The 12404-nt window shown below is 57.4% G+C and carries 8 protein-coding genes and 1 pseudogene; 5 read left to right on the forward strand and 4 right to left on the reverse strand.

Translation table 11 applies throughout. The annotated features are described in order from the left end of the window. The first annotated feature begins 32 nt into the window (after window positions 1-32). Window positions 33-1367, forward strand: coding sequence for a carbohydrate-binding protein (locus DYST_RS06270; RefSeq protein WP_239952198.1), 1335 nt, complete (start codon window positions 33-35; stop codon window positions 1365-1367). A 312-nt stretch (window positions 1368-1679) separates the two neighbouring features. Further along, complete coding sequence (locus DYST_RS06275; RefSeq protein WP_239950770.1) at window positions 1680-2063, forward strand: hypothetical protein; 384 nt, start codon at window positions 1680-1682, stop codon at window positions 2061-2063. A gap of 148 nt (window positions 2064-2211) precedes the next feature. On the opposite strand, the pseudogene DYST_RS06280 reads toward DYST_RS06275, so the two are convergent. Continuing rightward, window positions 2212-4868 (reverse strand): annotated as a pseudogene (locus tag DYST_RS06280) (M1 family metallopeptidase). 234 nt (window positions 4869-5102) lie between these two features. Between DYST_RS06280 and DYST_RS06285 the strand changes: the two are divergent. Next, window positions 5103-5645, forward strand: coding sequence for a hypothetical protein (locus tag DYST_RS06285; RefSeq protein WP_239950771.1), 543 nt, complete (start codon window positions 5103-5105; stop codon window positions 5643-5645). Here DYST_RS06285 and DYST_RS06290 read toward each other — a convergent pair. Continuing rightward, a complete protein-coding gene (locus DYST_RS06290; protein ID WP_343214859.1) occupies window positions 5628-6737 on the reverse strand; it encodes an IS1595 family transposase in 1110 nt (369 codons plus the stop codon). The genes DYST_RS06285 and DYST_RS06290 overlap by 18 nt on opposite strands. A 1579-nt stretch (window positions 6738-8316) precedes the next feature. Between DYST_RS06290 and DYST_RS06295 the strand changes: the two genes are divergently transcribed. Together DYST_RS06295 and DYST_RS06300 are read left to right on the forward strand one after the other, a co-directional pair. Continuing rightward, on the forward strand, window positions 8317-8877 hold the full coding sequence (locus DYST_RS06295; RefSeq protein WP_239950773.1) for an HNH endonuclease: 561 nt from the start codon (window positions 8317-8319) through the stop codon (window positions 8875-8877). Window positions 8878-8955: 78 nt separating this feature from the next. Next, window positions 8956-10008: a DNA cytosine methyltransferase gene (locus DYST_RS06300; protein ID WP_239950774.1), complete on the forward strand. Its 1053-nt coding sequence runs from the start codon at window positions 8956-8958 to the stop codon at window positions 10006-10008. On the opposite strand, the gene DYST_RS06305 is transcribed toward DYST_RS06300, so the two are convergent. Together DYST_RS06305 and DYST_RS06310 are read right to left on the reverse strand one after the other, a co-directional pair. Next, window positions 9974-10384, reverse strand: coding sequence for a very short patch repair endonuclease (locus DYST_RS06305; protein WP_275666934.1), 411 nt, complete (start codon window positions 10382-10384; stop codon window positions 9974-9976). The two genes, DYST_RS06300 and DYST_RS06305, sit on opposite strands and share 35 nt — an antisense overlap. Next, window positions 10384-12354, reverse strand: a complete 1971-nt coding sequence (locus DYST_RS06310; protein ID WP_239950776.1) for a BbrUII/HgiDII family restriction enzyme — start codon at window positions 12352-12354, stop codon at window positions 10384-10386. The genes DYST_RS06305 and DYST_RS06310 overlap by 1 nt, the downstream gene beginning before the upstream one ends. Between the last annotated feature and the right edge of the window lie 50 nt (window positions 12355-12404).

Raw genomic sequence — 12404 nt, forward strand, 5'->3', positions numbered from 1 at the left:
TCAGTGATGCAACACAACCAGGAGACGCTTCCATGCAATTGAAGAAGTCGGTTGTTTGGTTTCGCACCGCACTCAACGCCATCGGCACCGCTACGGGCGGCGCCATGGCCATGAGCCTGATGACGCTGGCTCCGGTGCAAGCCGCGCACGCACAGTCCACCTGCGCCGCGGCGTGGAGCGCCAGCTCCGTCTACACCGCCGGTATGACGGCGAGCGAAAACGGCACCAATTACGTTGCCAACTGGTGGACACAGGGCAATGACCCGGCCACCAACAGTGGCGGTTCGGGCTCCGGCCAGCCGTGGACCTCGCAAGGCTCGTGTACGGGCGGTTCGTCCGGTGGCGGTGGTACCGGCGGTGGTGGCACGGGTGGTGGCGGCACGGGAGGCAGCGGCCCGGCAAATCCGCCCGGCACCGGCTCCAAGTTGTTGTTCAGTCCCTACAAGGACGTGACGATCAACCTCAACTGGAACACCAACATCATGCAGACGGCGGCGGCGACGGGTTCGTCGATCCCCGTGGTCGGCAGCGGCAGCCTTTACTCCAATTACGTAACCAACCTCAGTGCGATCACCCTCGCCTTCGCCACCGGTGAATGCGGCAGCGAGAACTGGGGCGGCATACCGGGCGCGACCTTTGCCAGCGCCAACATCACCGCACTGTCGAGCGCCGGCCTGCCCTACGTGGTGTCCACCGGTGGCCAGGCGGGCACCTTCACCTGCGGCAGCACCGCAAACTTCGCCACCTTCCTGTCGCGCTACATGTCGCCGCAGATGGTGGGCGTGGACTTCGACATCGAGGGCGGCCAATCGCAGGCCGACATCACCAACCTCGTCGCCGCCGCTGTGTATGGCCAGTCGCTGTATCCCAACCTGCGATTCTCGTTCACCGTGGCCACGCTCGGCGCGTCAGACGGCAGCTACGGTGGCGTGAACAGCCTGGGCGACTCCGTGGTGAAGGCGGTCAAGGCATCGTCGCTCACCAACTACACCATCAACCTGATGACGATGGACTACGGCGGCCCCAGCGCCAGCGTCTGCGTCGTGTCGGGTGGAGTGTGCGACATGGGCCAGTCCGCCATCCAGGCCGCAGTGAACCTGGAACACACCTACGGCATTTCGCCGAACAAGATCGAGCTGACCCCGATGATCGGCGTCAACGACGTGTCGAGTGAAAACTTCAGCGTCGCCAACGCCGACGCTGTCACCAGTTACGCCGTGTCCAACGGCCTGGCTGGCATCCACTTCTGGTCACTCGACCGCGACACACCGTGCAACCAGAGCACCGCCTCGCCGACCTGCAACTCCGTGTCCACCAGCACGCCGCTGCAGTACACGAAGCGGTTCCTGAGCGACCTGGGTCGATAAGGAGCACCGGCCCCTGCTTGCGCAGGGGATCGGCTAGGCCTCTGCCCATCCACGGGCGCCGCATACATGCGGCGCCCGTTTTCTTAAGGGGTGCACCCTCGTCTCCGTAGAACCTTTTCAACCCATCAACCGCAAGACTGTTGCAAACTAGCGCATGGAGCCCTGGCAACCACGGACCCGGCTCCGCCCCTACGCCACAGCCAGTGATGTATCGCCATGCAAGGACCTGCACCCTTTCCCGCCCCGCCGCCCATCCCGAGCCGGCCCCTTCCGCCTACCCCGCCCGTACCATCGCCTAAACCACGTCGCGCCATGCCTCTCTGGGTAGGCATCCTGTTGGGTGCTGTGCTGGCCGTCGTGCTGCTGGTCGCTGGCCTCGCCTGGTGGGGAATAAACCTGTTCATCGGACAGGCCACCACGGCCATGACCGAGCACCCCGTCATCCAGCGCTGCATTGGCAAAATCGACAACGTCTCGTTCGACATGGTGGCCACCGGAAACGATTCGCGCGAGGACGGTTTCGCTTTTCGTGTACGTGGCACGCGCGGCTCTGGCCTCGTGGATGCCGTATTCACCACGACGGATGCCGACCACGAACAGATCGACGCCGGTGAGTTGCATATGGACAACGGCAAGACCGTGTCGCTCGACCCCGACAGCGAAGACGACGACGCCCTGGATCAAAGCTGCCCTTGAGTCTGCTTGATGGCTGCGGCGATGGCCTGATCAACGTTTTATCGCGTTCAGCACCACTCAGCCTGACCCTCGATATCCCAACAAAAAAGGGCCTCGCTAAGCGAGGCCCTTTTTGCTTATCACCGGCTCGTCATTCGACGAAGACAGATCAACCGCCGTTCTTCGCCAGCCACGCATCCACGTCCGGCAAGCGATCGTTGCGCACCATGATGCGGTACTTGATGTTCGCCACCGCCGTTTCGGCATCGCGACGCGAACCGGCCTCCAGGTACTGGTTCGCATAGGCGTTAATCTTGTCGATCATCGCCGGGGCGAACGAGCTGCGGCCAAGCGCGGGGTAGTAACGGCTGCGCGAGCTGCCATCCACGACTTTGTCGACTTGCTCGCGGTGCGCGAGCGCGAAGTCAAAAGCAAGTTCGGGATACTTGCGGGAGACAACGGTGATCATGCCCGCGCTGTTGGTGGCGCCCGGCTCGTCCGTAAGGGCGAGGTCTCAGCGCGCGCTGCGCGAGTGCCTTGTCTTCGGCCACGGCGAGCAGCGTGTACAGGCGGTCCTTCACCTGCGGCGTCTTCTCGGCCTTGGCTTCCTCGTGCAGCTTGTCCCACGTTGCGGCGTCGGCGTGATGCGCGACCACGGAGAGGATGGTCTTGCGCAACGCAACGGGCACCGCTTTGGGATCAGTCGCCTGCGCTGCATAACGGCGCTGCGCCTCGGCCACCACAGCCGTGTCGTTAAGACCGGACAGCACACTGATCAGGTGGGTGCGCAGGATGGTGGTCGGCCCACTTTCATCCGGCTTCGCCTCCCAGCCCACGCGCTGGAACTTGGGGGCCAGCAGCTTGACCGCGAGGGCGCGGAACGCGGCCTGGCGCTTCGCATCGCCGTCGTAGTATTCATCCAGACCCGAAAGGTCACCGGCAATCTCGTCCCAGATCTGGGGATCGGCATCAAGCGGAGTGGCCTTGGCTGAGATCGAGAATGCCAGATGCCGGCTGCAAGCCCGCCATGCCCAGCGCCCAGGTGTCACCCATCAGGCCGAGCTGGTCGACCGGGGCGATCTTGGCAAAGTCCTTCTTGATCGCCGCAAACTGCGCCGGCGCGTAAAGCGTGCGGTAGTAGCCGCTCTGCCCCGCGTTCACCAGCAACGTGCCACAGCCCGGTACGGTTAGCGTGGCTTCGCCATCGACCACGGTGCTTACCGCCTTGCCACCCGCCGCACGCGCAATGACGGGCACGTGCCAGCGCAGCGGCTGCTTGTCCGGGCGATCACGGGTGAATTCACCCTGCGTCAGCTTGAGCGTGGTGGAGTGCTTGGTGCATGCACCCGCTTCCACACGAATGAGGGGAATGCCCGGCTGCAGCGTGAAGTCATGTGCAATGGTGGTGATCTGCTTGCCCGGCGCAGCTTCATCCATCGCGCGCCACAGGTCGTCGGACACCGCGTTGCCGTAGGCATGTGCCTTGATGTAATTGCGCACGCCGGTGCGCCAGTTTTCTTCGCCCACATACGCTTCGAGCATACCGATGACCGACTCGCCCTTGGAATAGGTGATGGCGTCAAACGCCTGGCTGGCCTGGTCCACGGTTTCCACGTGCTGCACCACCGGGTGCGTGGTGACCACCGCGTCGCGAGACATCGCCGACTCGCGAGCGCCAACGGTATCGCTCAACTTTGTGTTCCATTCCGGATGCAGGCGTGCCGTGGTGCGCGAAGCCATCCACGAGGCAAAACCTTCGTTGAGCCACAGATCGTCCCACCAGCGCATAGTCACCAGGTCGCCGAACCACTGGTGCGCCATTTCGTGCGCAGCGGTGCCGAACACGTTCTGCTTGTCCTGCAGTGTGGAGAACGACGGGTCGAGCAGCAGCGCGTACTCGAAGGTGTAGATGGCACCCCAGTTCTCCATGGCGGAGAAGAACTGGCTGCTGCCCGGCGAGGCGATATTGTCGAGCTTGGGCAGCGGGTACTTCACGCCGAAATAATCGTTGTATTCCTTCAGCACCGCCTTGCCGGATTCCAACGTGAAGGCGCCCTGCGACGACAGGCCCTTCTGCGTGATCACACCGATCTCGGTACCGTCCTCACTGGTGGTGACGCGATCGAAATCACCCGTGCCAAAGAACAGCAGATACGTCGACATCTTCGGTGAAGGCTGGAACGTCACCAGGCTCAGGCCGTGACCGACATCCTTCTTCGACGCCACCGGCATATTGCTCACCGCCATCTGGTCGGATGGCACGGTAGCCGTCAGGTTGAAGGTGGCTTTGTAGTTGGGCTCGTCCCACGACGGAATGAAGCGGCGCGCGTCGGAGTTTTCGAACTGCGTATACAGCGCGCGTTGCTTGCCGGCCTTGGTGTCGTAGTCGATGGCGAACAGGCCGTTGGCCTGCGTACCGATCTTGCCGGTATAGCTCATCGCCAGCTTGTAGCTGCCCGCAGGAACTGGCTTGTCAAAGGTAAACGTGGCGGTCTGCGCCTTGTCATCCACCACCACCTTCGGCGCCTTGAACGACCCCTTGCCCGAGACTGGCGTCAGCGTCACCGAGGCAAAGCGCATGTCGAGCGCATTGAGTGTGATGCTGCTGGTGGGCGTCAGCACGTCGACGTCAACGGTGACCTTGCCATCGAAGCTCAGCGTGGAAGCGTGCGGAACCACTGAAACGTCATAGTGGGTCGGGCGCACGTCACGCGGCAACTGCGTGGTGGCCTGCGCCGATGCCGGTGCATCCTGTGCCAAAACAGCGCCAGCAGACGAAAAGCCGGCCAGAGCCAGAGCAATGGCGGATACCAATCGAAGTCGCATATCGGGTCCTTGCGAAGTGGGTTCGGCCCCATCCCCGGGGCACAGGGCAAAAGCTCAGGATGATGCGACAAGCACCGCCCGCCGGGCAGCGCCGTTAGTCACGATCGCAGAGCAATGTGCCTGACCGGCGCCCAAACAAAAAGCCCCGCTTACGCGGGGCTTTTTGAGCAGACCATCGCTATTTGGTAGCTGGTGCCCCATGACGTCCAAGCTATCTACGGATAGCTTGGACGCATGAATTGGAGAACACCGCCGTCGCTCAAATGGCTGATTGTAAAAAGATCAAGGTTGTCCGGTCAGTTGGAACGATTAGCGCCGGACCTCGAATCTGCGAAGGACGAGTTTGAGCAACTGTCGGCCCGCGTGGAGCGGTTGAAAAAGCAGCTTGAGGCTCTGGACCAAACTTTTTTACTCCACGATATCCAAATAGACCCGACGGGGATCGAACCCGTCGTTCCCCATCGGCGTCAGCGACTCCTACCCCAAGGTCAGCTGGGACGCCACATTCGTCGCCTATTGGCCGAACGCAAACACAGCGAATGGGTGGCCACCGAAGAGATCACTCGAGCGATCATGGAGCACCTTGGACTTTCCGAGGTGGGCGGCATTTATCAAGCCACGCGCAAAGCAGTGCGAAACCGCCTGCATTCTCTGATGAGCGCAGGCGAGCTTGAAAGAATCATCGGGTCTCCCACGAACAACGAAACCGATCGCGGAAACCAGAGCCTCTGGCGCTTGAAGTGCTCCGAATGCGCCCCGCTAGGAGATCTGAGCTAATCGACTGTGGAAATAGTCGAGACCAAGCTCATGTCTTCGGTGGTTTCCTTGCCAGTACCTATACCACCATTCCGATCGCCCTTTCGTCAGTAGGCCTTTAAGAATGGCGATGACCTGATCTCTCTGTGGCAACCGGCGATTCGTTTCTCGCCAAGCAAACTCTGCGGCGTAATCCTGCAGATACTTGGGCCGGAATCCGTGAAATGCGCCGTACTCACCTCGTCGGAGGCGGCTATTGAACGTTTCTGCCATGTTGTTGGAAACGCCTTCCGACGTGCTGAATTCCCTTGAATGCGATACCGGATAGTGTTCCCACGTGCCGGACAGAACGCCATAGGCACTGTTCTCATCGGTCATTACGATCGCGCCAGGAGAAATTAGCTTCTCAGCGATCCGCCTTACGTCCACTGAATTTTCCGATCGGCAAACGAATGCGAGAGTTCGAGCAGATCCGTTGCCGTAGCCTGCGGAAGAGCATAAGGAGATCACGACGCGCTTGTCGGCTTGTCTAAGCCAATTCCGTCGTGTCATGCCGGCCTCCACCCAGGGTTCGGCCGTGTTTTGAATTTTCTTCTTCCCAAAGCGTTTCGCTATGGCATCGGCGGGCATTTTTATCTTGCGATTTGGCTTTCTTGGCTTTCCACAAAAATAGCCGCCGTCCATATGGACAGTGCCGTTAAGCGGAGTGAGATCCATGTTCTTGAGGAACGACTCCCTGATCTTTCCAGCAAGGACTTGGCAGGTCTTCGGTGAGATACCGATATCTCGACTCATCAGCAACAACGTCGAACCCTTCACCTTATTGGCGAACATAAGCGCCGCCAGGATGAGTTGCTTGAAAGTAAGCCTGTGACCATGCAAAGGAGAATGCGTCGTTACGCTGAATTCGCCGTTGCACTCAGCACAGCGCCATCGCCGGCGTTTTTGCCTTCTGTAGTGCTTGCGCATGACACCGCACCACGGGCACACCTGCGCGTCCGCACAGCCCCACCTGACCTCAGCCAGAAGGCACTCTGCGACATCTTCGGACATGCCATGCACAACGGGTGCAAAGTTTCTTGCGCCCTTGCTGTGTAGGTGATGCTGCGCCATCTCCGGTCCTGGAACCAGACGAAGGGTGCACCCCCAGCATGGATGTTGGGGGTGGGCGGGGTCGATACCGACCACCGGGCGCACAGCGGCCCGCCGCGCCTCATTGGGCACGTTGCAAAGCGCTGGGCTATGACGCAGAATGGGGTTGCAGCGGCTCAAAACTGCAACCTACAAAAGCCCAGTTGACCCCTACCAGGGTGCTGGGCTTTTGTACGTCTGGAACCCGGATTTCAAAGCGATTGAAATCAGGCCATGTTCAACTCTCCTTTCCCGAGCGACTGTCTAGCTCGCCTCAATCAGGCGTGCGGGTGCGGCGCCTGCCGCCTACGGTGGGCAGGCATCGTTACATCTGCGACTTCCTCAATCGACTCGATCCAGCGGGCAACGTCTGCGGTTCGGGCATACCAGCCTTTGCGGTCCGGCAGCTGCTGCATCTCAATGGGGAGTCGGCCACGGCGTCGGGCGGAGGTGAGGGCCGCCAAGGACGGATAAGAAAGTAAATCCGCGGCCTTTGCCGATGTAATGAATGGCCCGTACTGCAGGGTCAGCACGAGTTCGAGCGCAGATTTCGGCATAGCCGCACTCCTTCGCGTATACGAATGACGACGAGTGACTAGCCTGAGGCTTGCATGGCCGCCCTGTCAACAAAGAAATGATTGCAACTCCATGATTTGAAAAGCAAATTTACGATTTTGCTTTGCCATTTTTCAATTTTGCGATGCAGTTTTCCGGATTTGTACTTTTGCAAGGCAACTTCTAAGCCATGGCAGCTTTCTTTAAGTATTTCTGCACCAGCGGCCAGAAGTGGCTGACGGAACTGCGTTGCCTGAGTAGTCCGCCGCTGTCCGCACTGGATCAATCCGCTGAAAGGAGACCGGGTATGCTATCTAGGACCGCATTGCCGCCTACCGGAGTCTTAACCGTGAAACCAAAGTCCGGTTCCGAGCTCCACATCAGTAATGAATTGCAAGCAGCTGTTGAGAGCGTGCTGCACCAAGGGGAAGATCTATCGTCCTTCGTGGAATCTTCCATTCGTAGGGGTGTTGATCGCCGCGTGCTACGCCGCGACTTCATTGCGCGGGGACTAGCTTCCGGCGCTAACGCGCGGAAGACAGGCAAGTATGTCGATGCGAAAGATGTTCTTGCTCAACTCGAGGCTATTCTGACCGAGTCATCGAGGAAGAATCGGGGGTAGCGGTCCTCTCTCACGATCGGGCAGCTCTGGCAGTAGCCATCGCATGTCTCATATCGCATTTCCGTTGTGATACGGCTACCACGCCAGAAATGTCCCCTGGACAACTGATTAGGCCAAGGTAGGCCAGCTATAAGTGCCAAGGAACTCAAGATGATTCAACTCGGTCACCACCAACAATCATCTGCAAATTCGCCGGCTGGAAGGAACCCTCCCTGGTCCCGCGATGAGCTTATCCTTGCCCTACAGTTGTACCTACGCCATAGGGCGTCGTTGCCTACAAAGTCGCACCCAGAGGTGATTGAACTCTCTGCGCTACTGGGCAAGATGGGGCCCGCATTAGGGGCTCCCGATAATGAGACGTATCGAAACGCAAATGGCGTCTACATGAAAATGAATAACTTTAGGCGCTTTGACCCGGAGTACACCAGGGAAGGTCGCGTCGGATTACAACGAGGTAATAAGGACGAAGAGGCGGTCTGGGAGGATTTTGCGAGCGACCCGGAGATGTTGGCCAGAGTAGCGAATGCAATCCGCACGGCGATTGAGGGCGCTACTCCAGAAATGAGAGAGCTCACCTCAGTACTCGGGAACGACGGAGACGCAATCGAAGCCATGGAAGGAAGCGTCCTTACACGAATGCACCGAATTCGCGAGCGTAGTTCAAAGTTGGTAGAGCAGAAAAAGAGCGAAGCGCTGAGAAAATTTGGTTGTTTGAAGTGTGAAGCCTGCGGCTTCGATTTTACGGCGAAGTACGGCTCCGCCGGCCGGGGAATAATCGATATCCACCATCTGCGACCGGTTCATACGCTTCGCCCCGGGGACACCACCAAGCTAAGCGATCTGGCAATGCTTTGTGCCAATTGCCACAGGGTAGTTCACTCGAAGAGGAAGTGGCTAACATTGGAGCAACTGCAGCAGCTGCTTAGCGCCGATGCCGGCGGTTGATTTGCCGGAGGTAACTCACCGGCCTCGATCTTCGCGCCCAGGGCAGCTACAATGGCCTCCGGTAGGAGGCCAACATTCATGTTCGACATCGATGCGGTAGACCTTTTTTGTGGAGCCGGCGGTCTGACCGCGGGCCTGCTTAAGGCAAAGGTACATGTGCGTGCCGGTTACGATATTGACCGGATGTGCGAATACGCGTACGAAAAGAACAACCGGGCGTCCTTCGTCGCCAAGAGCGTCGAAGACGTGACTGTCGAAGAGATCGGTGACTGGTATCGTCCTAATTCGATCAGGCTGCTGGCTGGCTGTGCTCCCTGCCAACCTTTTTCAACGTACAACCAGGGCCGTGATACGCGTAGCGATAGGAAGTGGCCACTCCTCTACGCGTTCAAGCGCCTAATTGAAGGTGTTCAACCCGAACTGGTGACCATGGAAAATGTGCCTGATGTGACGAAGCACCAGGTCTACCATGACTTCGTTCAAGCATTGAAGGACGGCGGTTACCACGTTTGGGCGGAACGGGTAGCCTGCGTTGACTATGGGTTGCCTCAACAGCGCCGTCGCCACGTATTGCTGGCATCAAGGCTTGGCCCGATTGAGCTTATTCCGCCCACTCATACCGGCAAACCGGTAACTGTCAAGGACGTAATAGGCCACCTGCCGAAAATTTCCGCTGGCAAATGTGACCCCAAAGATCCCCTTCATCGAGCAGCTACGTTAACGCCGCTGAATTTGGAGCGTATTCGCCAGTCCAGGCCGGGAGGCACATGGATGGATTGGAAACCTGCACTCCGTGCCAAATGTCATCGGAAAGAAAGCGGCAAGACTTACCCGAGCGTTTATGGCCGAATGAGGTGGGACCAGCCAAGCCCAACCATGACCACCCTTTGCTACGGCTTTGGCAATGGTCGCTTTGGTCACCCTAAAGAAGATCGGGCAATATCCTTGAGGGAAGCGGCGACTCTGCAGTCGTTTCCGGTTGGCTACGAATTCATGCCGAAGGAAGAGATCACCTTCAAAGTTGTTGGTCGCATGATTGGCAACGCTGTTCCGGTACGTCTTGGAGAAGTGATCGGGAAGAGCTTGAAGCGACACCTTAAGATGGTTGAGAAAGCCCGAAGTCACGCTTGATGCGTGACTCCAGCTCTTTCCTATCCTTTGTTTGACACTCCCAGATTACTAGCGGGCGCCAACCCAATTTTCTGAGCTCGTCCTCCTTTCGTGAGTCGCGAGCGACATTCGCGGCGAATTTCGGCAGCCAATAGTCTCGCCGCGTCTTGGGTGATGTGGTCCGGCTGCAACCGGGGTGTCGATGCCAAAAGCACCCGTGCACAAAGATTACCGTTCGATACTTCGGAAGCACTATGTCCGGAGAGCCGGGGAGATCGCGGCGGTGCAAGCGAAATCTAAGCCCCAAAAAATGAAGAGCGCGTCTGACGCTCAATTCAGGGCCGGTATTCGCGCGTTTCACTGCGCGCATGATTTGGCTTCTCGTTGTTGGAGACATCAGGCTAGCTGCGCCACCACTCTATCGACGCGATCGAGCTCCTTATTGCTCGCAATATAAGACTGGTAGGCCCTGAGAGCACCACTAATAAGACTATCGAAGTGAACTATTCTCGATCCAGGTGAGATGGCGTCCATAACGTATCTTACGCGCGCCGGATTGGTGCTCTCTTCTTCGATGAGAGGGCCTATAACAAAAACCACTTCAATTGACGGGTTGGTTTCACCTTGCGCCCGCAGAATCTTAGTGAGCTTGTCTACATAAAGTGCGCCCTGCTTCTGAAGGTCAAATAACAACATTTGCCTTCCCGCGCGCTTGAGCTCCACAATAATGTGCTTGCCCAGCACGGTTCTATATTTAATGTCGACCCTGCCAAGCTTTTCCTGCTCGCTTAAATCATCGACTATTACACCATCTTCCAATAGTCGAGTTTCAATCAACTCGGAGCCATCGGCACGTTCCCACGTGGGGTCAAGTAGCCACATGTGATCAAACATGTGATTCTGGAGGGCGCGCTCCTTCTCATTATCGTCAACTAATTTCTGGAAAACGCGAATAACCTCTACTCTGGATTTGATTATGTCTCTATATAAAGATGCCTCCAGGGAGTCACGCTGCGCAATCAGTGGTATTAATTTATCTGCCCCAACCTCAACAGCGTCAATTAGCTCGTTAACGGTGCCGCGGAGCTTCAGTCGCTCGAATGCCATTATGCTATCGCGAAGCACGGCCTTCCTGTCCTCAGCGCTATCAATAGGCAATGACGCGACCTTGGCTATAAGAGCTTTTGCCTGATCGCGATAGCTCTCGTCCAGCGATTCGAACCATTCCTTAATTGCCGGGTGCTCATCTGCAACGTCTTGTGCGCCGGAATCACGCCGCCACTTTGACCACTGGGGCTCAATCTTCGAAAGAAGGTGCTTCAGATACGCGAACATTGCCGCTGCACGAGGATCGCTCTCCTGTATTCGCTGCCTGTCGCTGGTGGCGATATCGTCGTCGTTATCGAAGTCCAGGAAATCCGCCTCAAGCTGGCCGGTTAGATATTTTGTATATATGCGACCATCGTTTATGTTGTCGAGAATGTTTTCTTGAATGAGGCGGCCGTGTGCCATAAGCACAATAGAATTTAGGTTGTTTCCATCGACATCTACTAGCATCTTGGGTTTCACGGCAGTGCCGATCCATCCACTGACCTGCCATTCCGCAGGCCAGCCATCAAGGCTGCTAGGTAGAGTAGCTTCGTTTCTCATATTCGCTGCGGCTTTTGAGCGAGCTTCGTCAATACAGCCAATATGCCAGAGATATTCAACGGCGCGAATGTCGTCTCTGTCGGCGGCGGTGACCGGGATCGCATCAATCAGGATCTTGAAATCGGAGCCACCTATTACAGAGAATCTCCGCGCGAGTCGGCGCCGAAGGGCCGTCAATGTCGACGGAACGCGGCCCTTCTTGAGCTTTGAGAGAACGATTTTTGTACCTACATTAATTGCAAGGTTCGACCGGGGAAGAGGCTCGGGTACATATCGACTAAGCTGCCCCTCAATGGCTTCTCGGATTTTTGGCACGCTCATCATTAAGCCGTGAAGCTCGCCATCTTTAATAGACTCAATCCTCACTTCGTCCGCGATCGAAAAGAGAGACAGTTTCCCTAGTCCTTTCCGCCCCATGACGTGGCGGCCAAGGCTGGTGGTTGTTTTTTCCTTGGCTCTTCGCCTGTAGCCCACCTTGAGAAACTTGGAATTCATATCGTCGATGGTCATGCCTATGCCATCGTCCGTAATCGTTATTTCTCGAGTCGAATTGTTGTAATCGATTTTGACTTCCTTGGCATCGGCATCCCAGGCGTTAGCAACAATTTCCGTCAAAACAGCTGCAACATTGCTATATAGATTTATACCAAGATGATCCAAGACATTGAGGTCAATCGTCATCTGATAGGGAGATTCGATTGATGTCGTCATATCCATATTTACGTCTCTATGCCATGTGGTCAGCGGTTGATTTATTCCGATCAGCG

This window comes from Dyella terrae (assembly GCF_022394535.1).
Classification (GTDB): domain Bacteria; phylum Pseudomonadota; class Gammaproteobacteria; order Xanthomonadales; family Rhodanobacteraceae; genus Dyella.

What these genes read in the sequence shown, in the direction of transcription:
- DYST_RS06270 (WP_239952198.1), top strand. Translation starts at nt 33, where the DNA reads ATGCAATTGAAGAAGTCGGTTGTTTGGTTTCGCACCGCACTCAACGCC.
- DYST_RS06275 (WP_239950770.1), top strand. Translation starts at nt 1,680, where the DNA reads ATGCCTCTCTGGGTAGGCATCCTGTTGGGTGCTGTGCTGGCCGTCGTG.
- DYST_RS06285 (WP_239950771.1), top strand. Translation starts at nt 5,103, where the DNA reads ATGAATTGGAGAACACCGCCGTCGCTCAAATGGCTGATTGTAAAAAGA.
- DYST_RS06290 (WP_343214859.1), bottom strand. Translation starts at nt 6,737, where the DNA reads ATGGCGCAGCATCACCTACACAGCAAGGGCGCAAGAAACTTTGCACCC.
- DYST_RS06295 (WP_239950773.1), top strand. Translation starts at nt 8,317, where the DNA reads ATGAAAATGAATAACTTTAGGCGCTTTGACCCGGAGTACACCAGGGAA.
- DYST_RS06300 (WP_239950774.1), top strand. Translation starts at nt 8,956, where the DNA reads ATGTTCGACATCGATGCGGTAGACCTTTTTTGTGGAGCCGGCGGTCTG.
- DYST_RS06305 (WP_275666934.1), bottom strand. Translation starts at nt 10,384, where the DNA reads ATGTCTCCAACAACGAGAAGCCAAATCATGCGCGCAGTGAAACGCGCG.
- DYST_RS06310 (WP_239950776.1), bottom strand. Translation starts at nt 12,354, where the DNA reads ATGGATATGACGACATCAATCGAATCTCCCTATCAGATGACGATTGAC.